22 protein-coding genes are annotated in these 21,709 nt (G+C 71.1%); 13 read left to right on the plus strand and 9 right to left on the minus strand.

All coding sequences use genetic code 11. The features are described 5' to 3' along the window. Positions 1 to 50 precede the first annotated feature (50 nt). Genes ACLJQF_RS45980 through ACLJQF_RS45995 form a run of 4 tightly spaced genes read right to left on the minus strand, consistent with a single transcriptional unit; the run spans position 51 to position 5,484 of the window. Positions 51 to 1,172, minus strand: a complete 1,122-nt coding sequence (locus ACLJQF_RS45980) for a lactonase family protein (RefSeq protein WP_410616752.1) — start codon at positions 1,170 to 1,172, stop codon at positions 51 to 53. A gap of 48 nt (positions 1,173 to 1,220) precedes the next feature. After that, positions 1,221 to 2,609, minus strand: a complete 1,389-nt coding sequence (locus ACLJQF_RS45985) for a GntP family permease (protein WP_410616753.1) — start codon at positions 2,607 to 2,609, stop codon at positions 1,221 to 1,223. After that, positions 2,606 to 4,201 carry an N-acyl-D-amino-acid deacylase family protein gene (locus ACLJQF_RS45990; protein WP_410616755.1) on the minus strand — a complete coding sequence of 532 codons (1,596 nt, stop codon included), beginning with the start codon at positions 4,199 to 4,201 and terminating at the stop codon, positions 2,606 to 2,608. Before ACLJQF_RS45990 ends, ACLJQF_RS45985 begins: the two co-directional genes overlap by 4 nt. Then, complete coding sequence (locus ACLJQF_RS45995) at positions 4,201 to 5,484, minus strand: amino acid deaminase (RefSeq protein ID WP_410616756.1); 1,284 nt, start codon at positions 5,482 to 5,484, stop codon at positions 4,201 to 4,203. The genes ACLJQF_RS45990 and ACLJQF_RS45995 overlap by 1 nt, the downstream gene beginning before the upstream one ends. 145 nt (positions 5,485 to 5,629) lie before the next feature. On the opposite strand from ACLJQF_RS45995, the gene ACLJQF_RS46000 reads away from it, so the two are divergent. The 3 genes from ACLJQF_RS46000 to ACLJQF_RS46010 are packed head-to-tail and all read left to right on the plus strand — an operon-like array spanning position 5,630 to position 7,742. Continuing rightward, positions 5,630 to 6,604 carry a sugar kinase gene (locus ACLJQF_RS46000; RefSeq protein WP_410616758.1) on the plus strand — a complete coding sequence of 325 codons (975 nt, stop codon included), beginning with the start codon at positions 5,630 to 5,632 and terminating at the stop codon, positions 6,602 to 6,604. Beyond that, positions 6,601 to 7,359, plus strand: coding sequence for an IclR family transcriptional regulator (locus tag ACLJQF_RS46005; protein WP_410616759.1), 759 nt, complete (start codon positions 6,601 to 6,603; stop codon positions 7,357 to 7,359). The genes ACLJQF_RS46000 and ACLJQF_RS46005 overlap by 4 nt, the downstream gene beginning before the upstream one ends. Continuing rightward, positions 7,359 to 7,742 carry a RidA family protein gene (locus ACLJQF_RS46010; protein ID WP_410616761.1) on the plus strand — a complete coding sequence of 128 codons (384 nt, stop codon included), beginning with the start codon at positions 7,359 to 7,361 and terminating at the stop codon, positions 7,740 to 7,742. Before ACLJQF_RS46005 ends, ACLJQF_RS46010 begins: the two co-directional genes overlap by 1 nt. A gap of 15 nt (positions 7,743 to 7,757) precedes the next feature. Here the strand turns inward: ACLJQF_RS46010 and ACLJQF_RS46015 are convergent, their stop codons facing one another. The 3 genes from ACLJQF_RS46015 to ACLJQF_RS46025 all read right to left on the minus strand — a co-directional run bounded on the left by ACLJQF_RS46015 (position 7,758) and on the right by ACLJQF_RS46025 (position 9,901). After that, positions 7,758 to 8,753 (minus strand): 1-aminocyclopropane-1-carboxylate deaminase, encoded by a 996-nt coding sequence (locus ACLJQF_RS46015; RefSeq protein ID WP_410616762.1) that lies wholly within the window; start codon positions 8,751 to 8,753, stop codon positions 7,758 to 7,760. Continuing rightward, positions 8,750 to 9,385 carry a GntR family transcriptional regulator gene (locus ACLJQF_RS46020; protein WP_410616764.1) on the minus strand — a complete coding sequence of 212 codons (636 nt, stop codon included), beginning with the start codon at positions 9,383 to 9,385 and terminating at the stop codon, positions 8,750 to 8,752. The genes ACLJQF_RS46015 and ACLJQF_RS46020 overlap by 4 nt, the downstream gene beginning before the upstream one ends. A 156-nt stretch (positions 9,386 to 9,541) precedes the next feature. Next, positions 9,542 to 9,901, minus strand: a complete 360-nt coding sequence (locus ACLJQF_RS46025) for a DUF1844 domain-containing protein (RefSeq protein WP_410616766.1) — start codon at positions 9,899 to 9,901, stop codon at positions 9,542 to 9,544. 200 nt (positions 9,902 to 10,101) lie between these two features. Between ACLJQF_RS46025 and infC the strand changes: the two genes are divergently transcribed. From infC to pheT, 7 genes are all read left to right on the plus strand, one after another. Next, positions 10,102 to 10,728, plus strand: a complete 627-nt coding sequence (infC, locus tag ACLJQF_RS46030; RefSeq protein WP_410616768.1) for a translation initiation factor IF-3 — start codon at positions 10,102 to 10,104, stop codon at positions 10,726 to 10,728. Between the two features lie 66 nt (positions 10,729 to 10,794). Next, positions 10,795 to 10,989, plus strand: a complete 195-nt coding sequence (rpmI, locus tag ACLJQF_RS46035; RefSeq protein WP_013227847.1) for a 50S ribosomal protein L35 — start codon at positions 10,795 to 10,797, stop codon at positions 10,987 to 10,989. A gap of 67 nt (positions 10,990 to 11,056) precedes the next feature. Then, entirely contained in the window at positions 11,057 to 11,431 is a 375-nt protein-coding gene (gene rplT, locus ACLJQF_RS46040; RefSeq protein WP_364511634.1) for a 50S ribosomal protein L20, read from the plus strand. Next, positions 11,428 to 12,243 (plus strand): TrmH family RNA methyltransferase, encoded by an 816-nt coding sequence (locus ACLJQF_RS46045; protein WP_410616801.1) that lies wholly within the window; start codon positions 11,428 to 11,430, stop codon positions 12,241 to 12,243. Before rplT ends, ACLJQF_RS46045 begins: the two co-directional genes overlap by 4 nt. Positions 12,244 to 12,294: 51 nt before the next feature. Further along, positions 12,295 to 13,128, plus strand: a complete 834-nt coding sequence (locus tag ACLJQF_RS46050; RefSeq protein ID WP_410616769.1) for a DUF6159 family protein — start codon at positions 12,295 to 12,297, stop codon at positions 13,126 to 13,128. 133 nt (positions 13,129 to 13,261) lie between these two features. Then, a complete protein-coding gene (pheS, locus tag ACLJQF_RS46055; RefSeq protein ID WP_410616771.1) occupies positions 13,262 to 14,323 on the plus strand; it encodes a phenylalanine--tRNA ligase subunit alpha in 1,062 nt (353 codons plus the stop codon). Beyond that, positions 14,323 to 16,890 carry a phenylalanine--tRNA ligase subunit beta gene (gene pheT, locus ACLJQF_RS46060; protein WP_410616773.1) on the plus strand — a complete coding sequence of 856 codons (2,568 nt, stop codon included), beginning with the start codon at positions 14,323 to 14,325 and terminating at the stop codon, positions 16,888 to 16,890. The genes pheS and pheT overlap by 1 nt, the downstream gene beginning before the upstream one ends. Before the next feature lie 139 nt (positions 16,891 to 17,029). Here the strand turns inward: pheT and ACLJQF_RS46065 are convergent, their stop codons facing one another. Next, positions 17,030 to 17,719 (minus strand): DNA alkylation repair protein, encoded by a 690-nt coding sequence (locus tag ACLJQF_RS46065; RefSeq protein WP_410616775.1) that lies wholly within the window; start codon positions 17,717 to 17,719, stop codon positions 17,030 to 17,032. Positions 17,720 to 17,912: 193 nt separating this feature from the next. On the opposite strand from ACLJQF_RS46065, the gene ACLJQF_RS46070 reads away from it, so the two are divergent. The 3 genes from ACLJQF_RS46070 to ACLJQF_RS46080 all read left to right on the plus strand — a co-directional run bounded on the left by ACLJQF_RS46070 (position 17,913) and on the right by ACLJQF_RS46080 (position 20,679). Next, complete coding sequence (locus ACLJQF_RS46070; protein WP_410616777.1) at positions 17,913 to 19,490, plus strand: alpha/beta hydrolase; 1,578 nt, start codon at positions 17,913 to 17,915, stop codon at positions 19,488 to 19,490. A gap of 203 nt (positions 19,491 to 19,693) precedes the next feature. After that, positions 19,694 to 20,191, plus strand: a complete 498-nt coding sequence (locus ACLJQF_RS46075; protein WP_410616779.1) for a helix-turn-helix domain containing protein — start codon at positions 19,694 to 19,696, stop codon at positions 20,189 to 20,191. Positions 20,192 to 20,310: 119 nt separating this feature from the next. Then, a complete protein-coding gene (locus tag ACLJQF_RS46080) occupies positions 20,311 to 20,679 on the plus strand; it encodes a hypothetical protein (RefSeq protein WP_410616780.1) in 369 nt (122 codons plus the stop codon). Between the two features lie 68 nt (positions 20,680 to 20,747). On the opposite strand, the gene ACLJQF_RS46085 is transcribed toward ACLJQF_RS46080, so the two are convergent. Then, a complete protein-coding gene (locus tag ACLJQF_RS46085) occupies positions 20,748 to 21,704 on the minus strand; it encodes a helix-turn-helix transcriptional regulator (RefSeq protein WP_410616782.1) in 957 nt (318 codons plus the stop codon). Positions 21,705 to 21,709: the final 5 nt, after the last annotated feature.

Below are 21,709 nucleotides of genomic sequence, written 5' to 3' on the forward strand. Positions count from 1 at the left end.
GTGGTAATTAGGGTTAGAACCCTAATTACCACTCACGAGGGGGTTGGGGCTCAGGCGAAGTAGACGGAGTTGACGCTGCCGACGGCGAGCGAACCGGCGGGGGCGCCGGGCAGGCCGGAGGCCGGGTCGCGCGGCAGCCAGGTGACGGTGCCGGAGCGCTGGTTCGAGACGTAGAACCAGCTTTCGGACGGGTCGAGGGCCACGTGTCGCGGCCAGTTCCCACCGGTGGGCACGGTCGAAACAAGCTTCAGCGTCGCGCCGGAAGCCGCGAAGGTGGCCAAGGTGTTGGGACCGCGAACGGTGGCGTGGACGAACTTCCCGTCGTTCGACACGACGATCTCGCCCGGGAACCGGTCGCCGGTGCTCCCGGCGGGCACGGCCGGGACGACCGAGAGCGCTTTCAGCTTTCCGGCCGCCGCGTCCCAGCTCGCCACGGTCACCTCCGCCCGCAGCTCGCCCAGGATGTAGGCGAACTTCCCGGTGCGGTCGAACGCGAGGTGCCGCGGCCCGGCGCCCGAGGGCAGCTTCAGCTGCTGGTGCAGCGAAAGCTTCCCGGCGGCGAAGCCGTAGACGTACACGGAGTCCGCGCCCAGATCCACCGCCAGCACCCAGCGGCCGCTCGGGTCGTTGACGACCTGGTGCGCGTGCGCGTCCCGCTCGGCACCGTGGTGGGTGACCAGGTCCGTGGCCGCGCCGAGCTTGCCGCCGGCCAGGACCGGCAGCACGACGACGCTGCCCGAGCTGTAGTTCGCCGCCAGCACGTACTTCCCGCTCGAATGCACGCTCAGGTGCGTCGGCGCGCCACCCTTCGACGACACCTTGTTGAGCAGCTTCGGTTTCGCGGGATCGGCGATGTTCAGTGCCGAGACGTACCCCGCCGGATCACCTTCGTTGGTGACGTACAGCGTCTTGCCGTCGGCGCTGCGGTCGAACCACGACGTGTCGGTGATGCCGGGCACCGTGCGGACGGGGTTCAGCGCGGCGCCGGATCGGGTCGTGACGTCGAGCCCGTGCCCGGTCGCCCCGCTGGTGTAACTGCCGATGTACACGGTTCCTCCGGCGAAGCAGCCTTTCGGCGTGGTGACCGCCGACGCGAGCTGGCTGCCGAGGACGGTGGCGGCGCCCGCGCCGGCCGCGGCGCCGAGGAACGTGCGACGGGAAAGTCCGGTCATCGTCATTGTCTCCCAACGGGTTTCGGCGGTGACAAGCTCCAGTATGGTCTAGACCACGGCCATGAGCAATGCCGAAGCGGCGAAACCCGAAAGGGAAAGCACGGTTTCCAGCGCGGTCCAGGACTTCAACGTCTGCGGCACGGTGAGGTTGAAGTACCGCGAAACGATCCAGAAGCCGCCGTCGTTGACGTGCGAGGCGATGATCGAGCCGGCCGAAATCGCCATCACGAGCAGCGCCAGCTGGATCTGCGAATAGCCGAGCTGGGCCACGGTCGGCGCGATGATCCCGCTCGTGGTCACGATGGCGACGGTCGCCGAACCCTGCGCGATCCGCATGCCGCAGCTGATCACGTACGCCGCGAGCAGCACCGGCAGCCCGGCGTCGTGCAGCGAGTCGGCCACGGCCTTGCCGATCCCGGTCGCCGACAGCACCGCGCCGAAGAACGCGCCCGCGCCGACGACCAGCAGGATCATCGCGACCGGCCGCAGTGACTTGGCGGCCAGCTCGTTGAGGTCCTTGCCGGTGAACCCGCGCCGCAGGCCCAGCAGCCAGGACGCGAGCAGGACGGCGACGGTCAGTGCGACCGCGGGGGTGCCGATGAACGCGGCGACGCCGGCGAGCGCCGAGCCCTTCGGCAGCCAGATGCTGCCGAACGTGCCGGCCAGGATCAGCACCAGGGGCACCGCGATGATCGCCGCGACCAGCCCGAGCGACGGCGGGTTCTCCTCCTTCTCGCCCTCTTCCTCGGCGAAGACCATGTCCTCGGGCACATCGACGACGATGCGCTTGCCGATCCACGTCGAGTAGAGCACGCCGCCGACGAGGAACGCCGGGATCCCGCAGGCCAGGCCCATCAGGATGATCCAGCCGAGTTCGACGTGCAGCAGCCCGGCGGCGGCCACCGGGCCGGGGTGCGGCGGCAGGAAGGCGTGCGTGATCGACAGGCCGGCCAGCAGTGGCATCGCGTACAGCACCAGCGACTTGCCGCCCTGCTTCGCGGCGACGTAGACGAGCGGGGCCAGCACGAAGATGCCGATGTCGAAGAACACCGGGATGCCGAAGACGAACCCGGCCACGCCCATCGCCAGCGGCGCGCGCTTTTCCCCGAACGACCGCAGCAGCGCCCCGGTGAGCACCTTCGCGCCGCCCGAGCGTTCCAGGATCGACCCGAGGATCGTGCCCAGCCCGATGATCGCCGTGATGTGCCCGAGGATGCTGCCGAACCCCTTCTCCAGCAAGGAGTCCGACGCCTTCTGGGCCGAGCCGACGATCGTGCCGACCGGCAGGCCCGCCGCCAGCGCGGTGAGCAGGCCGACCACGATCAGCGCGATGAACGGCTCCAGCTTGAGCTTGATGATCAGCACCAGCAGGACGGCGATCGAGACGGCGGCGAGCGTGAGCAGCCCACCCGTGGTGTGTTGCAGCCAGTGGATCATCGGGTTCTCCCGGGATTGCGCAGGGATCCACCGGCGAGGGCACCGGTGGGACGGCCGTCGTCGAGGGCGGCGACGCCGTTGACGAACACATGGGTGATCCCGGCGGCAGCCTGCCGGGGATCGTCGAAGGTGGCGGTGTCGGTGATCGTTTCGGGGTCGAACAGCACCAGGTCCGCGGCGTACCCGGCCCGGACCAGCCCGCGGTCGGCCAGCCGCAGCCGCTGTGCGGCCCGCCCGGTCAGGTGGGCGACGCACTCGGCGAGGTCCAGCACGCCCAGCTCGCGCACGTACCGGGCCAGGTAGCGCGGGAAGGTGCCCCACGCGCGCGGGTGCGGCCGGGCGCCGACGAGCAGCCCGTCACTGCCACCGGTGTGCGTCCGGTGCCGCATGATCGCCTGGACGTTCTCCTCGTGCCCGACGTGCATCAGGCACGACGTCCCGAGCCGCTCGTCGAGCAGGGTGTCGAAGTACAGCCGGGCCGGTTCGGTGCCGTGCGTGCGCGCCGACGCGGCGACGCTGTGCCCGACGAGATGGGCGTTGTGCTCGTTGCGGACACCGTTGATTTCGATGGCGTCCCAGTCGATCGGGACGCCGTGTGCACCGTCCGAACCGGACTCCTCGATCTCGGCGCGGATCCGCTCGCGCTCGTCCACATCGGACAACCGGGCGAGCGTGGCGTCGAGCCCGCCTTCGGTGGCCCAGCTCGGCAGCAGCGCCGAGAGGTAGGTCGCGCCCGGCAGGTACGGATACGTGTCGAGGGAGATGTCGCAGCCGTCGTCGAGGGCGTCGTCCAGAAGCTGCAGCAGGTCGGGCGCCTTGCCCTTGTTGACCGAGAAGTTCATCGTCGCGTGGGCCAGGTGCAGCGGACAGCCGGACTGCCTGCTCACCTCGATCATTTCGGCGAACGCCTCCAGCGCGCCCTTGCCGTAGCTGCGGTGGTGCGGGCTGTAGAACCCGCCCCGCTCGCCGACGACCCGGCACAGCTCGACCAGCTCGCTCGTTTCCGCGTACATCCCCGGCGTGTAGGTGAGGCCGGACGACATCCCCATCGCGCCTTCGGCCAGCCCCCTGGACACCAGTTCCTTCATCCGGTTCAGCTCGGCGTCCGTGGCGGGCCGGTCGGCCCAGCCGACGGCGAGCATCCGGACCGTGCCCTGCGGCACCAGGTAGGCGGCGTTGACGGCGATGCCCCGGTCGAGCCGGTCGAGGTACTCGCCGACCGAGCGCCAGCTCCAGTCGAACCCCGGCGGGTCGTCGTTCCAGCCCGCGAGCTGCTGCCGCAGGGCTTCGAGCACGACGTCGTCGACCGGCGCGTACGAGAGCCCGTCCTGGCCGAGGACCTCGGTCGTCACGCCCTGGGTGATCTTGGCCGGGTGGTCCGGGTTGGCCAGCAGCTGCAGGTCGGAGTGCGAGTGCATGTCGATGAACCCGGGCGCGACCACCAGGCCGTCGGCGTCGATGTGCCGCCGCCCGGCCAGCGATCCCGCCTCGGCGACACTCGCGATCTTCCCGCCCGTGAGCCCGACGTCGTGCCGCGTGATCGCGTCGCCGGTGCCGTCGGCGACCAGTGCGCCGCGGAAGACGACGTCCATCAGAACCACGTCCGGACGTAGTCGACGACCGTCTCGCCGTCGGCCGCGGTCACCGGCAGCAGCGGCCACTTGTCGAACACCGTGCACGGGTGCGAGAGACCGAGGCCGATCCAGTCGCCGACGTCGACCGGCGAGCCCGCCGGCAGCGTGAGGAACGCGTGCTGGTCGTTCATCTTCGCGACGACGTGGCCTTCGAGGGGTTCGGCGGGGCCGTCCGGCGTCCGGTGCAGCTGCGGCTCGGGCATGCCTTCGTCGAAGGACGCGTCGCGCTTGCCGAGGGTCAGCAGCGCGAGCTCGTCCGACGGCTTCGACGTCACCTGTGCCCACGCCCGCAGCGCGGGCCGGAAGGAGTCGAGGCCCTCGATGCGCGGGTGGTCGCCCAGTGGGGAGATTTCACGGTAGAAGCCGTCGTCGTGGGTCAGGTAGGCGCCGCTGCGCAGCACCGGCAGCACGTCGAGGCCGTCCGGCCACGGTTTCGTCAGCTCGTTCGCGACCTGGTCGAAGTAGGCGCTGCCGCCGGCGGTGACGATGATCTGCCCGTCCAGGAGTCCCTTGTCCGCGAACGAGATCGCCAGGTCGCGTAGGCCGTCCACATAGGAGCTGATCTTGGTCAGCGCGGCTTCGTCGGTGCCGTGGGACAGTGCGCCTTCGTACCCGCCGGTGCCGCGCAGCCGCAGCACCGGGCTCGCCTGGACCGCCTCGGCGACCGCCAGTGCGGTCGCGGTGTCGCGGACGCCGGTGCGGCCGCCGTCGGCGCCCAGTTCGACCAGGACGTCCACCGGGCGCTGGGCGCCTTCGAGGGCGGCGGTCATCAGCTCGACCCCGCGGACCGAGTCGACCCAGCAGAGGAACTCGAAGTCCGGGTCGGCCGCCAGCTCCGCGGCCAGCCAGCGCAGGCCGCTCGGGTCGAGGAGCTGGTTGGCCAGCAGGATCCGGGACACGCCGAAGGCGCGGTAGATCCGCAGGTGCCCGGCGTTCGCGCAGGTCACGCCCCAGGCGCCGTGCTCCGCCTGGCGAGCGAACAGCTGGGGTGCCATGGTCGTCTTGCCGTGCGGCGCGAGCACCACGCCCCGGGCGGCGCACCACGCGGCCATCGTCCGGAGGTTGTGTTCGAGCGCTTCGTCGTCGAGGACGACGAAGGGGGCGAAGAACCCGTCGGTGAACAGGTTCAGCCGGCGGTCCGCGGCTTCTTCGAGGGTGAGCCCGGTCAGGGCTGGGGCAGCCGAGCGGAAGCGCCAGTCGATCCGCTCCTGGCGGAGGGCGGCGAGCGCGGCGGTGTTCATGGTGCATACGTTCATCGGCGGCGACCCCTGTAGTAGGAGTGTTACTGTTGCGTATGTTGCAACGACTGTTGCGCATTTTGAGTGCCATAGGTGTAGCATCCGGGTCGCCACAGGTCAACGGGGTGACGGACAGGGGAGACGGAAAGTGACGAGCGGGCCCGAGGTGCTGTGCGTGGGCGAGACGATGGCGCTGTTCGTGCCCGCCGAACCCGGCCCGCCGGACGAGGTGAAGCGCTGGATGCGCACCATCGGCGGGGCCGAATCGAACGTGGCCTGCAACCTGCCGACGCTGGGCGTGTCGAGCGGCTGGGTGAGCGCGGTCGGCGACGACCCGTTTGGCCGGGCGATGCTGCGCGAGGTCGCCTCCCACGGCGTCGACGTCAGCGCCTGTTCCGTCGACCCGCTGCGCCCGACCGGGCTCTACGTCAAGGAAAGCGGCGCCGGCGGTAGTCCCGTGCGCTACTACCGGACCGGCTCGGCGGCGTCCGGGATGGGCCCGTCGCTGCTGGACCGGCTCGACCTCGACGGCGTCCGCGTGCTGCACCTGTCGGGGATCACGCCCGCGCTGTCGGACAGCTGCCTCGAGCTGGTGCGCGCGCTCCTGGCGCTGCCCCGCGGCGACCGCCTGATCTCCTTCGACGTCAACCTGCGCCCGGCGCTCTGGGCGGGCCGTGACCCCGGCCTGCTCGCCGAGCTGGCCGGGCAGGCCGACATCGTCCTGACCGGCGACGACGAGGCCAAGCAGGTGTGGGGGACCGGTGACCCGGCGGAACTGCGGGCGCTGCTCCCGGAGCCTCGCACGCTGGTCGTCAAGCACGGCGAGCGCGGCGCGACGCTGGTCGAAGGCGAACCGCTGTTCGCGCCCGCGCTGCAGGTCGACGTCGTCGAGCCGGTCGGCGCCGGCGACGCGTTCGCCGCCGGCTTCCTCGCCGCGACCCTGCGCGGCGCCCCGCCGTTGGAACGGCTGCGGCAGGGGCACCTGCAGGCCGCCGTCACCCTGCTCACCCACGATGACGTCGGCGTGCCGCTGCCGCCCGCGGTCGTGGATACCCTGCTCCACGCCGACCCGGACGAGTGGCGTTCGGCGCGGCTGACCGGTGAAGGGGTGGTGCGCACGTGAGTCAGAGCCTGGACCGCGCGTTGACGCTGCTGAACTCGATCGCGCAGGACGCTCGGACCCTCGACGACCTGGCCGACGAGATCGGCGTGCACAAGTCGACGGTGCTGCGGCTGCTGCGCACCCTCGAGCAGCACCACTTCGTCCGCCGCGAAGGCACCCGCTACTACCGGCTGGGCAGCGCGATGTTCGACCTCGCCAACCAGGCCCTGGACTCCTTCGACGTCCGGCGCAGCGCCCACCCCGCGCTCGCCGCCCTCAACACGCGCACCGGGCACACCGTGCACCTGGCCAGCTACGAGGACGGCGAAGTCGTCTACATCGACAAGTTCGAAGGCCGGCACTCCGTGCGGATGTACTCGCGCATCGGCAAGCGCGCGCCGCTGCACTGCACGGCGGTGGGGAAGGTACTGGTCGCGGCGATGCCCGTGGCTCGCCGCGAGGAGATCGCGCGGTCGATCGAATACCCGGTGCGGACGCCGAACACGATCACCACGCCCTCGGAATACCTGGCGGAGCTGGAGCGCGTGGCCGAGCGTGGGTACGCCGTCGACAACGCCGAGCACGAGGACTTCATCCACTGCATCGCGGCGCCGGTGCGGGGGACCGGCGGCGAGGTGCTCGCCGCCGCGTCGATGTCGGTGCCGAAGGTGCTGCTCGACTACGAAGGCCTGCTGGCGCTGGTGCCCGAGCTGCGGGCCGCCACCAGGGAAGCTTCCGTCCACAGTGGATGGACGGAGAACGGAAAGGGGCACTGATGAGCAAGACGGCAGTTTCCACCGAGAACGCACCGAAGCCGCCGGCGAAGTTCTCACAGGCCGTCCGCAAGGGGAACCTGCTGCAGGTCGCCGGCCAGGTCGCCTTCGACCCGGCCACGAACGAGATCGTCGGCGACGACGTCGTGGGCCAGACCCGGCAGACGTTCAAGAACATCGAAGCCGTGCTGGCGGCGGCGGGCGCGAGCCTCGCCGACGCGATCATGGTGCGGGTGTACCTGACCGACACCGCGCACTTCGCGCCGTTCAACGAGGTCTACAACGAGCTGATCGGCGACGCCCCGCACGCCGCGCGCACGACCGTGTACGTCGGCCTCCCGGGCGAACTGCTCGTCGAGATCGACGTGCTCTGCGTGCTGGACTGAGCCTTCGGCGGGCGGTCAGCCCAGAACGCTCGTGTAGCCGTTCAGGGCCGGCTGCCCGCCGAGGTGGGCGTAGAGGACGTTCGCGTCGCGCGGGATTTCGCCGTTCCGGACGAGGTCGATGAGTCCCGCCATGGACTTGCCCTCGTACACCGGGTCGGTGATCATCCCCTCGAGCCGGGCGCAGGTCTCGATGGCGTCCACTGTGGAGTTGTCCGGGATGCCGTAGATCCCGGCGTGGTAGCGGTCGTCCAGTTCGACTTCGGGGATCTCGCCCGCGCCGATCAGCTCGGCGGTGTTCCGCGCGATGCGGGTCACCTGTTCACGCGTCTCGGCGGGTTTGGCGGAACCGTCGATCCCGAGGATGCGCCGCTTCTTGCCGAGCGCGGTCCCGGCGACCATCCCGCCCTGGGTGCTGCCGGTGACCGAGCAGACGATCACGGTGTCGAAGAAGACACCGAGTTCCTCCTCCTGCTGTTCGAGCTCCACGATCCAGTTCGCGAACCCGAGCCCGCCGAGCCGGTGGTCCGACGCGCCGGCGGGGATGGCGTACGGTTTCCCGCCGCCGGCCTCGATCTCGGCGACCGCGTCCTCCCACGCCTGCTTGAAGCCGATGCCGAAGCCGGCCTCGACGAGCCGGACGTCGGCGCCGAGGATCCGCGACAGCTGGATGTTGCCGACCTTGTCGTAGAGCGGGTCGTGCCAGTCGACCCAGCTCTCCTGCACCAGCACGGCCTTCAGCCCGGCCCGCGCCGCGGCCGCGGCGACCTGGCGGGTGTGGTTGGACTGGACGCCGCCGATGGAGACGAGCGTGTCCGCGCCCTGGGCGAGCGCGTCGGCGACGAGGTACTCGAGCTTGCGGGTCTTGTTCCCGCCGAACGCGAGGCCGGAGTTCACGTCCTCGCGCTTGGCCCAGATCTTCGCGCCGCCGAGGTGGGCGGTCAGGCGTTCGAGGGGGTGCACCGGCGAGGGCCCGAAGAGCAGGGGGTAGCGCGGGAAGTCGGCGAGGGTCATCGGTCCTCCAGCAGATCGGTCCAGATGGTCGAGATCACGGAGACGGCGGTTTCGGTGTCGTGCTTCTCGAGCGCGTCGATGAGCTTCGTGTGGCGCTCGACGGAGTTCCAGGCCAGCGCGGAGCTGAACCGGGTGTGCTCGAGGCGGCGCAGCAACGGGGTGTACCGGTCGAGGGTGGCGGCGACGGCGGCGTTGCCCGCCAGGCGGACCGGGACGTCGTGCAGCTCGTCGTCCGCTCGCACGGCGGCCGCGATGTCCCGGGCCTCGATGGCGGCGGCGAAGCGGTCGTTGGCCGCGCGCATCGCGGCGATGTCGGCCGGACGGCAACGGTGCGCCACCTGGCGGACGGCGAACTCGTGCAGCAGCCGGACGATCTGGCGGGCGTCGATGACGTCGGGGGACATCACCTCGGAGACCCGCGTGTAGCTCTGCGGCTTCGAGTCGACCAGGCCGTCGTCGGCCAGGCGCAGGAGGGCCTGGCGCACCGGCGCCTTGGACAGGCCGAGCTGGTCGGCGAGGTCGGCGTCGCGCAGCGGGGTGCCGGGCGGCAGCGTGCCGTCGACGATCGCGCGGCGGATGCGGTCGTACGCCTCGTCGCGGAGCAGCGGGCGAGTGACCTTCGAGAGACTCACATCTAACATGTTAGATGTGAGCGACGAATCGCGCCAGCCCCCTCGGGCGGGCTCAAGCGCCCCAATGTGGCCTTCGGTGCGTCTGACGCACCCAAGGCGGCCTTCGGTGCGTCAGACGCAACCAAGGCCGCCTTGGGGCGCTGGGAACCGGAGCTGTCAGTAGACCGGGCCGGTGTACTTTTCCCCGGGGCCCTTCCCGGGCTCATCGGGCACGGCCGAAGCCTCCCGGAAGGCCTTCTGCAGCGACTGCAGGCCGTCGCGCAGCGGCCCGGCGTGCAGGCCCAGATACTCCGCGGAGGCCGTCACGAGCCCCGCGAGCGCGGTGATGAGCCGGCGTGCTTCGTCGAGGTCGCGGTGCGGGGACGTCGCCGGGTCGGCGTCGGCGAGGCCGAGCCGTTCGGCGCCGGCCGACAGCAGCATGACGGCGGCGCGGCTGATCACCTCCACGCTGGGGATGTCCTCCAGGTGGCGGGCTTCAGGGGAATAGGGGGGCTGTTCGGAGGGTTGATCTGACACGTCTGGTACCCTTCCACGTGCGACCAGCCCCCGAGTGATCGGGGGCGGCAAGTGGAGCCCCGCTCCCACCCGTGTCACCGTACAGGTGTCCGGGTCCGGTCTCGCCCGGGCGCAAGTCCAGGGTGAAGTGCCCGGCCTCGCGGCCGGGTGCGATCGGAAACAGAGTGGGCCCCGCACCGAACGGTGTCGGGGCCTTCGCTATGTGGGCACCAGGTCGAAACGAGAACAGGAAACATTCCTCGGACCAAGGAGGCCCCATCAGCTCCGAGACACGCATCAACGACCGAATCCGGGTGCCGGAGGTCCGTCTCGTCGGACCCGCCGGTGAACAGGTCGGCATCGTCCGGATCGAGGATGCGCTGCGCCTGGCGCAGGAGAACGACCTCGACCTCGTCGAGGTCGCGCCGCAGGCCCGCCCGCCGGTGTGCAAGCTCATGGACTTCGGCAAGTTCAAGTACGAGAGCGCGCAGAAGGCCCGCGAGTCGCGGCGCAACCAGCAGCTGACCGTCATCAAGGAACAGAAGCTGCGCCCCAAGATCGACCAGCACGACTACGAGACCAAGAAGGGTCACGTGTCGCGCTTCCTGGCGGCGGGCAACAAGGTCAAGGTCACGATCATGTTCCGCGGCCGCGAGCAGTCCCGGCCGGAGCTCGGCTACCGGCTGCTGCAGAAGCTCGCCGAAGACGTCACCGAACTCGGCTTCGTCGAGTCGTCGGCCAAGCAGGACGGCCGCAACATGATCATGGTGCTGGCCCCGCACAAGAACGTGAAGCCGAAGGCCAAGGTCGATGCCGAGCAGGCCCCCGACCAGGTGACTGAGGCGTAACGCCGACCAGCACATGCCAGCGGCTCACCGGATCTCCGGTGAGCCGCCGCACGAAAGAGGACAGAAATGCCGAAGATGAAGACCCACAGCGGGACGTCCAAGCGCATCCGCAAGACGGGTACGGGCAAGCTGCGCCGCCAGATGACCGGCCGGCGCCACCGCATGGAGAAGAAGTCCAGCCGCGTGACCCGCCGTCTCGAGGGCACCACCGAGGTGTCGAAGACCGAGGCCGGCCGCCTCAAGCGCCTGCTCGGCATCTGATCCCGCAGAACTTGCTGTAACCACCCGGGGCGTCCCCTTCGCCCCCTGAGATCGACAGGATGGACCCGTGGCACGCGTCAAGCGGGCGGTCAACGCCCAGAAGAAGCGTCGCGCAACTCTCGAACTGGCCAGCGGCTACCGCGGCCAGCGTTCGCGGCTGTACCGCAAGGCCAAGGAGCAGACGCTTCACTCGCTGAACTACGCCTACCGGGACCGCCGTGCCCGCAAGGGTGATTTCCGCCGGCTGTGGGTCACCCGCATCAACGCGGCCGCCCGCGAGAACGGTGTGACCTACAACCGGTTCATCCAGGGCATCAAGGCCGCGGGTGTCGAGGTCGACCGCAAGATCCTCGCGGACCTGGCCGTCAACGACGCCGCCGCCTTCACCGCGCTGGCCGAGCTCGCCAAGGCCAACGTGAACACCGAAAAGAAGTCGGCCTGACCGGCAGCTTTCACCGACCCGGGGCGGATCCGTTCACCGAGCGGACCCCCCGGGTCGTTGCTGCGCGCAAACTGACGCGGCGCGCCGAACGCGACAAGACCGGCCGGTTCCTGGCCGAAGGCGCCAACGCCGTCGAGGCCGCGCTCGAGCACGGCACCGTGCACGAGCTGTTCGTCACCGCGCGCGCGGCGGAGCAGCACGCGGACCTGCTGGACGCGGCTCGCGCGGCCGGTGTCGGAGTCTCGCCGATCACCGACCGCGCCGCCGACGGGCTGTCGGAAACCGTGACGCCCCAGGGCATCGTGGCCGTCTGCGCGCTGCTGGACCGGCTCCTCGAAGAAGCCCTGACCCCGGCCGCCCGGCTCGTCGTGGTGCTCGTGGACGTCGCCGACCCCGGCAACGCGGGCACGGTCATCCGCGTCGCCGACGCCGCCGGCGCCGACGCGGTGGTCCTGGCGGGCGACACGGTCGACCCGCACAACGGCAAGTGCGTCCGCGCGGCCGCCGGCAGCCTGTTCCACCTGCCGATCGCGCGCGTCCGCGACGTCCCCGCCGCGCTGGCCGCCTGCTCGGCCGCGGGCCTGCGGACGTTCGCCGCCCACGGCTACGCCGACGCCGAACTCGATCGGGTGGACCTCGCCGTGCCGACAGCGTGGGTGTTCGGCAACGAGGCCCACGGCCTGCCCGCCGACGTCCTCGACCGCACCGATCTCGCCGTCCGGATCCCCCTGTACGGCCGCGCCGAGAGCCTCAACCTCGCCACCGCGGCCGCCGTCTGCGTCTACACGAGCGCGATGGCGGCGCGGCGCTGACCTGCGAGTAGGCTGCCCGATCATCCGTTGTGGCCGTTCCGGGGGGATTCCATGGGCAGGCTCGCTCGTTCGTTCGCGCTGTTCTCCGCTTCGTTCAAGGTGCTGCGCGCCCACAAGGGCCTGGCGTGGTTCCCGGTGCTCGCCGGGATCGCCGGGCTGGTGGTCGCCGCGGTGTTCCTGACACCCGCGTTCTTCACCGTCCACCTCGACGCAGACAACTTCCGGCCCACCGCCGGCACGTACGTGCTGCTCGGGGCGTTTTACCTCGTCTCGGCGTTCGTCACGACCTTCTTCAACGCCGCCCTGATCTCCCAGGCGGACGTCGCGCTGCGCGGCGACGGCGGCATGCCGGGCGTCGGTGCCGGCCTCGCCGCGGCCGGCCGCCGCTGGCCGGCACTGCTCGGCTGGGCCGGGGTGACCGCGACGGTCAGCGTGGTGCTGCGCACGATCGAAGAGCGGCTCGGCTTCCTCGGCAGCATCATCAGCGGCCTGGTCGGCCTGGCCTGGCGGCTCACGACGTTCCTCGTGCTGCCGGTCGTCATGCTCGAAGGCACCGGGGTGAAGGCCGGCGTCAAGCGGTCGGTCGAGCTGTTCCGCCGCACCTGGGGCGAGAACGTCGCGGGTACCGCGGGCATCGGCCTGGTCGGCTTCCTGCTGACCTTCGCCGGTTACGTCGTCCTCCTCGGCGCCGGCTTCCTGCTCGGCGGCACCGCCACCGTGTTCGTCTGCGTCGGACTGGCGATCATCTGGACGCTGCTGATCGCGGTCTTCACCACGACGCTGACGGGCATTTACCAGACGACGCTGTACCGCTACGCGGCCGACGGCGTCGTGCCCGGCGAGTTCGCGTCGATCGACTTCACCGAGGCGTTCCGCCGGCGCTGACCGTGCGTCCGCGCGCCCCCGGGGCGACCGGGGGCGCGCGGAGCCGATCCCATAGACTTTTCCCGCCTTTGACCTCTCGCGCGCCGTGTGCGGCGGAGCGCGAACGACCAGTCCCAGCGGACGCCGAGGAGTTATGCCCGGAGCCACGGAGAAGGAAGCACAGGGCGCGGTACTCGCCCCCGAGACGCTGCAGGAGGCGGTCAAGGCCGCCGAAGCGGCGTTCGCCGCCGCGACCGGGCTCGAAGGGCTGGCCGAGGTCAAGCCGGCCCACCTCGGCGACCACGCGCCGCTGATGCTGGCCCGCCGCGAGATCGGCGCCCTGCCCAAGCTGGAGAAGGCCGAGGCGGGCAAGCGCGTCAACGAGGCCCGCCAGGCCGTCCAGGCGGCCTTCGACGCCCGCCGCGCCGAGCTCCAGGTGGAGCGCGACGAGCGCGTGCTGCGCGAAGAGGCCGTCGACGTCACCCTGCCGTGGGACCGCGTCCCGCGCGGCGCCCGGCACCCGATCAGCACCATCTCCGAACGCGTCGCGGACGCCTTCATCGCGATGGGCTACGAGGTAGCCGAGGGCCCGGAGCTCGAAGCCGAGTGGTTCAACTTCGACGCGCTGAACTTCGGCAAGGACCACCCGGCCCGGCAGCTGCAGGACACGTTCTACGTCGGCGAAGAGGACTCCAGCCTGGTGCTGCGCACGCACACCTCGCCGGTCCAGGCCCGCACGCTGCTGCACCGCGACCTGCCGGTGTACGTCGTCTGCCCCGGCCGGACGTACCGCACCGACGAGCTCGACTCGACGCACACCCCGGTGTTCACCCAGGTCGAGGGCCTCGCGGTGGACAAGGGCATCACGATGGCCCACCTCAAGGGCACGCTGGACGCCTTCGCCCGCGCCATGTTCGGCGAGAACTCGAAGACGCGCCTGCGGCCGCACTTCTTCCCGTTCACCGAGCCGTCTGCCGAGGTGGACGTCTGGTTCGAGGAGAAGAAGGGCGGCCCCGGCTGGGTCGAGTGGGGCGGCTGCGGCATGGTCAACCCGAACGTGCTGCGCGCCTGCGGCGTCGACCCCGAGGTGTACTCGGGCTTCGCCTTCGGGATGGGTATCGAGCGCACCCTGCAGTTCCGCAACGGGATCCCGGACATGCGCGACATGGTGGAGGGCGACGTCCGCTTCACCCTTCCCTTCGGAACGGAGGCGTAGTGCGAGTCCCAGTCAGCTGGCTGACCGAACACCTCGAGCTCGCTGAGGAGGTCACGCCGCAGGACCTGGCCGACGCGTTCGTCCGGATCGGCATCGAGGTCGACGACCTGCGCGAGCTCGGTCCCGTGACCGGCCCGCTGGTCGTCGGCCGGGTGGCCGAGATCGAGGAGCTCACCGAGTTCAAGAAGCCGGTGCGCTTCTGCCGCGTCGACGTCGGCGAGCCCGCCGACGAAGCCGACGACCTCGACGACGAAGAAGACGAAGACGAGGACGACGACGAAGCCGGCGAGTTCGACGAAGGCCCGCACGGCATCAAGACCCGCGGCATCATCTGCGGCGCGCGCAACTTCGTCGAGGGCGACCTGGTCGTCGTCGCGCTGCCCGGCGCCGTCCTGCCCGGCGACTTCGAAATCGCGGCCCGCAAGACCTACGGCCGCGTCAGCGACGGCATGATCTGCTCGGCGCGCGAGCTCGGCCTCGGCGACGACCACACCGGCATCCTCGTGCTGCCCCCGGGCACCGCGAGCCCGGGCGACGACGCGAGTGAGCTGCTCGGCCTCAACGACTCGGTGATCGAGCTCGCCCCGACCCCGGACCGCGGCTACGCCCTGTCGATCCGCGGGCTCGCGCGCGAGCTGTCGAACGCGCTCGACGTGCCCTTCGGCGACCCGGCGCTGCTGGAGGTCCCGGCGGCCGAGGGCGACGCCTGGCCGGTCCGCATCGAGGACCCGGAAGGCTGCCCGCGGTTCGTGCTGCGCCGGGTCACCGGCCTGGACGCGACCGCCCCGACCCCGTGGCGGATGCGGCGGCGGCTGATGCTGGCCGGCATCCGGTCGATTTCGCTGGCCGTCGACGTCACGAACTACGTGATGCTCGAGCTCGGGCACCCGCTGCACGCGTTCGCCACCAAGGCCATCCAGGGCGATCTGGTGGTGCGCCGGGCGAAGCCGGGCGAGAAACTGACCACTTTGGACGATGTGGAGCGCACGCTCGACCCGGACGACGTGGTCATCGCCGACGACAGCGGCGTCATCTCGCTCGCCGGCACGATGGGCGGCGCGAGCACCGAGATCACGCCGGAGAGCACCGACGTGCTGCTCGAGGCGGCGCACTGGAACCCGGCGGCGATCAGCCGCACCGCGCGGCGGCACAAGCTGTTCTCGGAGGCCGCCAAGCGCTTCGAGCGGTTCACCGACCCCCAGCTGTGCGCCGCGGCGGTCGAGCTGGCCGCGCGGCTGCTGCGCCAGTACGGCGACGCCGCCATCCAGCCTGGCCGCACCGACGAGGGCGCGGTCGAGCCGAACCCGCCGGTCGTGATGCCGATCAACCTGCCCGACAAGGTCGCGGGCGTGAACTACCAGCGCGGCGTGACGGTCCGCCGGCTCACCCAGATCGGCTGCAAGGTTTCGGTCAGCACAGGCGACGACGGCACGGGCCTGGTCACGGCGATCCCGCCCAGCTGGCGCGGCGATCTGCGCCAGCCGGCCGACCTCGTCGAAGAGGTGCTGCGGCTGGAGGGCTACGACAGCATCCCGTCGACGCTGCCCGCCGCCCCGGCCGGTCGCGGCCTGAGCGACGGCCAGCGGCGCGTCCGGAGTGTCTCCCGGGCGCTGGCCGAGGCGGGCTACGTCGAGGTGCGCCCGTTCCCGTTCATCAGCGACGCGGTGTGGGACGCGTTCGGCCTCCCGGCCGACGACGTCCGCCGCAACACGATGGTGGTCCGCAACCCCCTGGAAGCCGACCGCAACCGGCTGGCGACGACGTTGCTGCCGGGCCTGCTGGACACCCTGCAGCGCAACGTGTCCCGCGGGATGAAGGACGTGTCGCTGTACCACATCGGCCAGGTGGTGCTCCCGGCCCCGAACCCGCTGAAGGTCCCGGACCTCGGCGTCGACCGCCGGCCTTCGGACGAGGACCTGGCCCTACTGGAGGCGGCGGTCCCGGAGCAGCCGCTGCACGTGGCCGTCGTCCTCGCCGGGAACCGCCGCCGAGCGGGCTGGTGGGGCGCAGGCGAGCCGGCGAACTGGGCCGACGCGGTCCAGGCGGCCCGCGCGATCGCGGAGGCGGCCGGGGTCGAGCTGACCGTCCAGGCGACCGACCTCCCGCCGTGGCACCCGGGCCGCTGCGCCCAGCTCCGGGTCGGCGACTGGCCGGTCGGCCACGCGGGTGAGCTGCACCCGAAGGTGGTCGAGGCACTCGGACTGCCGCCGCGCACGGTGGCGATGGAGCTGGACCTGGACGCCATCCCGCTGCCGGACTCCCGCCCGGCGCCGAGCGTCTCGGGCTACCCGCCGGTGCTCCTGGACGTCGCCCTGGTCGCGGCGGCGGACGTCCCGTCGGCGGACCTCGCCGAGGTCCTGCGCACGGGGGCGGGCGAGCTCCTGGAGAACATCACGCTGTTCGACGTGTACGCGGGCGAGCAGGTCGGCGAGGGCAAGCGATCGCTGGCGTACAAGCTGCGGTTCCGCGCCCCGGACCGCACGCTGACGGTCGACGAGGCCATCAAGGCCCGCGACGCGGCAGTGGCAGCGGCAGGCGAGCGCTTCGGCGCAACCCTCCGCGCCTGACGGTCACCGGCCCCTCCCGCACCCCGGCAGGAGGGGCCGGCGCCGTGTCGTCCACCCAGGTACGCGTGTCGACCCTCCAATCACGCGAACTGACCCTCCAATCACGCGAGCCGGCCCGCGCGGCACGCCCGCCGTCACCTCAGCCGATGTGCTTGAGCGCCTCCCGTCTCGACAGCCCGGCCAGCCCCGGGTGGTCGTGCACAAAGCACCGCACCCAGTCCGGCGCCGTCTTCGCGTAGTCCCGCAGGGCCCAGCCGATTCCCTTCCGCAGGAAGAACTCCGGCTCGGCGATCGACGGCTCAATCGCGCGGGCGAGCAGGTCGGTGTCCGTGTCCTCCTTGGCCCCCACCTGGCAGATGATCGCCGTCCGGCGGCGCCAGAGGTCGCCGTCGTGGGCCCAGGCCAGCATCGTCGGCGTCATCCGGGCGCGGTCGTCACGGAGGATCGGGCCGATCCTCCGGATGGCGACCTCGTCCACGACGTCCCACCAAGCCCCGTCGACGATCAGTTCCTCGTACACCGGGACCAGGTCGGGGTCCTGCCAGCGCCGGTAGGCCCGGTACCCGGAAAGATCGATGGCCGCGTAGCGCTCCTCGCGGAATTCGGCGGTCCGCCACATTTTCAGGACGGTTGCCGAAAATGTCACCCGATCGGGCAATGTGTGGTCGGCCAGCACTCGTTTGAGGAGGGTGCTGCGCTGGGGTTTCGCCACCCCGCGGAACGGCATGGCCGACTTCATGTACGCCTGCATCGCCGGCGCTTTCGCCGGGTCGGCCAGCTCGGCCAGCCCGGCGCGGATTGCCTTGACCAGCGTCTCGTCCGCGCTCATCTGTCCTCCCGTCGGGCTCCGGCGCTCCGAGGCGTACTGCCGGCCACCGACAGTTCCGGCGCTGCGCGGACGTCGCAGGAACCGACGAAAGGCGGATGGCGAAAGTCGCGTCGGTCGGCGAGATTGTCCAAGGTTGCCGGTAGTTTCGTCGAAATCTGCCGAACGCTGTCGAATGCGGACGAAAAGGACGACTGTGAAAAGAATCGTTGCCGCCATCGCCGCCGCGGGGCTCGCGGCGGGGCTGATGGCCGCCGCGCCCGCCGCCTCGGCGGAATCCGGGGTGCAGTTCACCCCCGCGCCGATCGCCTGGGGCCCCTGCGCGTCGGCGAGCCTCAAGGCCGACGGCGCCGAGTGCGGCTTCCTCGAAGTGCCGATGGACTACGCGAAGCCGGGCGGGGCGAAGGTCTCCGTCGCGGTGTCGCGGATCAAGCACAAGACCGCGCGGTCCCAGGGCATCATGCTGGTGAACCCGGGTGGCCCGGGTGGCTCTGGCCTCGGCCTGTCGGTGCTCGGCAAGTACGTGCCGAACGGCGCCGGGGACAGCTACGACTGGATCGGCTTCGACCCGCGGGGCGTCGGGTCCAGCAAGCCCGCGATCAGCTGCGACGGGAACTACTTCAGCTACAACCGGCCGGCGTACGTGCCGACCACCGTGCAGCTGGAGAAGACCTGGCTCGCCCGCTCGAAGGGGTACGCCGACGCGTGCCGCAAGAACGGCGAGATCCTGAACCACCTCAAGACGACCGACGTCGCGCAGGACATGGACAGCCTGCGCAAGGCGCTCGGTGAGAAGCAGATCAACTACTACGGCTTCTCCTACGGCACCTACCTCGGCCAGGTGTACAGCACGCTGTACCCGAAGAACGTCCGCCGGATGGTGCTGGACGGCAACGTCGACCCGCGGAAGGTCTGGTACGAGGCCAACCTCGACCAGGACGTCGCGTTCGACAAGAACATCAAGATCTACTTCGACTGGCTCGCGAAGTACGACTACGTCTACCATCTGGGCAAGACCGGCGACGCCGTCGAGAAGTTGTGGTACGACACGCAGCGCAAGTTCGCCAAGAACCCGGCGGGCGGGGTCATCGGCGGCGACGAGTGGACCGACGTCTTCCTGCAGGCCGGCTACTACGTCTTCGGCTGGGTCGAGATGGCCAAGGCCTTCGACGGCTTCGTGCACAAGGGTGACTGGCAGACACTCAAGGAGCTTTACGACAACTCGAACCCGCTGGGCGACGACAACGGCTTCGCCGTGTACCTGGGCGTGCAGTGCACCGACGTGCAGTGGCCGACCGACTGGAACCGGTGGCGGATCGACAACTGGCTGACCCACTTCAAGGCCCCGTTCGAGACCTGGGGCAACGCCTGGTTCAACGCGCCCTGCGCGTTCTGGCCGGCGAAGGCGGGCAAGCCGGTGAACATCGACGGCCGCAAGGTGGCCGGTGCCCTGCTCATCAGCGAAGAGCTCGACGCCGCCACGCCGTACACCGGCAGCCTCGAGGTGCGGAAGCTGTTCCCGAACTCGAGCCTGATCAGTGCGCCGGGTGGCACCACGCACGCCGGTTCGCTGTCCGGGGTGGCCTGTGTGGACGACAAGGTCGCCGACTACCTGGCCACCGGCGCCCTGCCGAAGCGCCGGCCCGGCAACCACTCGGACGTCCAGTGCAGCCCGGTGCCGGTGCCTGACGAGCCCGCGGCGCAGAAGCCGGACAGCTCCGCGAAGGCCGCCCAGGAGAAGCAGAGCGCGCTGGCCCAGCAGCTGCACTTCTGAGCGAACCCGCTTCATCCCGCTGCCCCGGCCCGGTTCTTCCGGACCGGGGCAGCGTCTTGTCCACCGGTGTCCCATCGTCGCCTCCTCGTGACGGTTCGTGGTCACCGGAGACGTTAGGGGAGGGGTCCGACAATTTCGGAGCGGAGTGGGCCGTGAGCAGCGCGTGGCCGAAAATTGTCGGGGGTGCGCGCTAGCTTCGTGGCATGTCGATCATCGAAGAGCGCCGGACCGAGGTCCGGGCAGCCGACAACACCTACCAGATCGTGGTCGCGACCAGGACGGACGTCGACCGCGCCGAACCCACACCCCGGGTGATGATCACCCTGGAAGCGGGCGGCCCCGGCGGCGAACCGGTCGCCGAGGGCAGCCTCGACCTCGACGTCGCGGTGGCGAACACGGTGGCGGAGCTGGTCACGGACGGATTGCTGTCCGCGTCCGGAGCGGGTCGCGGGTCGCGGCGAAGATCCGCGGGCCGTCCTGCCCAGCAGGGCCGCCCGTGGAACGAGGAGATGGACGCGGAGCTGGAGAGCCGGTGGATCGCCGGGGAGAGCGTCGCGCAGATCGCGGCGTACTTCGAGCGCACCCCCGGTGGCATCCGCGCCCGCCTGCCGCGCGTGGGCTGCGACCCGGAGCACCCGGGCTGCTACCTCCCCGTGCCGCCGAGCAGGCGCACGGACCTGGACGGCGGTGAGCCGAGCTGACCGGCGGCGGTGGGCCGGTCCGCAGGGGTGGACCGGCCCACCGGGCCGGCACGGTCCCCTGCGAGCTGACGGCGCGCCACCCGGAGCTGCCGGACAACGCATGGTCTGCGGATTCGACCATGCCTGGCGACGCGGTGCACTCACCGCCGGCCTCGCGCGGAGATCCGGTGCCGGTGCTGTCGGCCTGCGACGGCTCGCGGATCGAGAACCCCGGCGCGGCGGACATCGAGGCGGCGGTGGCGCGGTTGTCGGCCGGGAACTGGTTCGCGGTCCTCGATCGAGGCGACCACTACGTCCAAGTGGGCTTCGGCGAGCAGGCGGCCACCCGGCGCGGCCGGTTCGTGCTGGAACACCGCGCAGGGTTGCCCGACCGGCATTTCCGCGCCGAGGTCGAGGACCGGTCCCGGATCGTCCGGGCGTTCACGGGCTTTGCCTCGGGCGACGACGGCTGGCAGCAGGAGTTCGATTGGCAGCGGATGAATTCCTGACCGCTGAAGCACTTTCGGAAAGGAGAGGGGCAGTGCACTACAGGCCAACCCCGCGGCGGGCCGTCCGGTCAGTCCGGCACGGCCGCGGCCGCCCGGTTCGCGAGCACCCGCAGGTGCGCGATCAGTTCCGGCGGTTCCTCGACCGTGAACGCGCACCCCAGGCCCAGCAGCCGGAACGCGAGCCAGTCCACCGTGTCCGCGTGGCTCCGCCACCGGCACCGGCCGTCGCCGAGATCGGTCAGCTCGCCCGTCGCCTGGCCGAGGCGGGGTGCGATCCGCGACGCCGGCTCCGCCAGCACGGCCACCGCTCGGTGCGACGGCGCCAGGTCGTAGAACCGGTCTATGACATAGGCCGCCAGGTCCGCGGCGGGTGGCTCGCGCGGCACCACCCGGCCGCCGGTCGCCTGGGCCTCGCGGACGCGGTCGGCGCGGAACACGCGCCAGTCCGCCCGGTCGAGGTCGTAGGCCACCAGGTACCAGCGGCGGCCCGCGGCCACCAGCCGGAGCGGCTCGGCCCGGCGCCGGGTCTCGGCGCCGTCGTGGGCGCGGTAGCGGAACCGGACGGTCTCGTGGTTGGCGATCGCCCCGGCGAACACCGTCAGCTGCGCCGGATCGACGACGGGCCCGGTGGCCGGTACGGCGACCGTCGCCGCGCCGATCGTGCCCACCCGGCGGCGCAGCCGCGCCGGCAGGACCTGCTCCAGTTTGGCGAGCGCCCGCACGGACGCCTCCTCGATCCCGGAGACGGACTGCCCGGCGGCGGTCCGCAGGCCCACCGCGATCGCGACCGCTTCCTCGTCGTCGAGCACGAGTGGCGGCATCGCGGTGCCGGCGACCAGCCGGTACCCGCCCGCGACACCGCGGCTGGCCTCGACCGGATAGCCCAGGTCGCGCAGCCGCTCGATGTCGCGGCGGATGGTGCGCGGGCTGACGCCCAGGCGCTCGGCCAGTTCGCTGCCCGGCCACTCGCGGGGCGTCTGGAGCAGCGAAAGCAGGCCGAGCAACCGGGCCGGGGTGTCCGTCATGCGCC

Source organism: Amycolatopsis sp. lyj-109 (assembly GCF_046548995.1).
In the GTDB taxonomy this organism is placed as follows: Bacteria; Actinomycetota; Actinomycetes; order Mycobacteriales; family Pseudonocardiaceae; genus Amycolatopsis.

Excerpts from the sequence above, each read along its gene's own strand:
- ACLJQF_RS45980 (WP_410616752.1), bottom strand. The coding sequence starts at position 1,172 with ATGACCGGACTTTCCCGTCGCACGTTCCTCGGCGCCGCGGCCGGCGCG.
- ACLJQF_RS45985 (WP_410616753.1), bottom strand. The coding sequence starts at position 2,609 with ATGATCCACTGGCTGCAACACACCACGGGTGGGCTGCTCACGCTCGCC.
- ACLJQF_RS45990 (WP_410616755.1), bottom strand. The coding sequence starts at position 4,201 with ATGGACGTCGTCTTCCGCGGCGCACTGGTCGCCGACGGCACCGGCGAC.
- ACLJQF_RS45995 (WP_410616756.1), bottom strand. The coding sequence starts at position 5,484 with ATGAACACCGCCGCGCTCGCCGCCCTCCGCCAGGAGCGGATCGACTGG.
- ACLJQF_RS46010 (WP_410616761.1), top strand. The coding sequence starts at position 7,359 with ATGAGCAAGACGGCAGTTTCCACCGAGAACGCACCGAAGCCGCCGGCG.
- ACLJQF_RS46015 (WP_410616762.1), bottom strand. The coding sequence starts at position 8,753 with ATGACCCTCGCCGACTTCCCGCGCTACCCCCTGCTCTTCGGGCCCTCG.
- infC (WP_410616768.1), top strand. The coding sequence starts at position 10,102 with ATGTGGGCACCAGGTCGAAACGAGAACAGGAAACATTCCTCGGACCAA.
- rpmI (WP_013227847.1), top strand. The coding sequence starts at position 10,795 with ATGCCGAAGATGAAGACCCACAGCGGGACGTCCAAGCGCATCCGCAAG.
- ACLJQF_RS46050 (WP_410616769.1), top strand. The coding sequence starts at position 12,295 with ATGGGCAGGCTCGCTCGTTCGTTCGCGCTGTTCTCCGCTTCGTTCAAG.
- pheS (WP_410616771.1), top strand. The coding sequence starts at position 13,262 with ATGCCCGGAGCCACGGAGAAGGAAGCACAGGGCGCGGTACTCGCCCCC.
- ACLJQF_RS46065 (WP_410616775.1), bottom strand. The coding sequence starts at position 17,719 with ATGAGCGCGGACGAGACGCTGGTCAAGGCAATCCGCGCCGGGCTGGCC.
- ACLJQF_RS46075 (WP_410616779.1), top strand. The coding sequence starts at position 19,694 with ATGTCGATCATCGAAGAGCGCCGGACCGAGGTCCGGGCAGCCGACAAC.
- ACLJQF_RS46080 (WP_410616780.1), top strand. The coding sequence starts at position 20,311 with ATGCCTGGCGACGCGGTGCACTCACCGCCGGCCTCGCGCGGAGATCCG.
- ACLJQF_RS46085 (WP_410616782.1), bottom strand. The coding sequence starts at position 21,704 with ATGACGGACACCCCGGCCCGGTTGCTCGGCCTGCTTTCGCTGCTCCAG.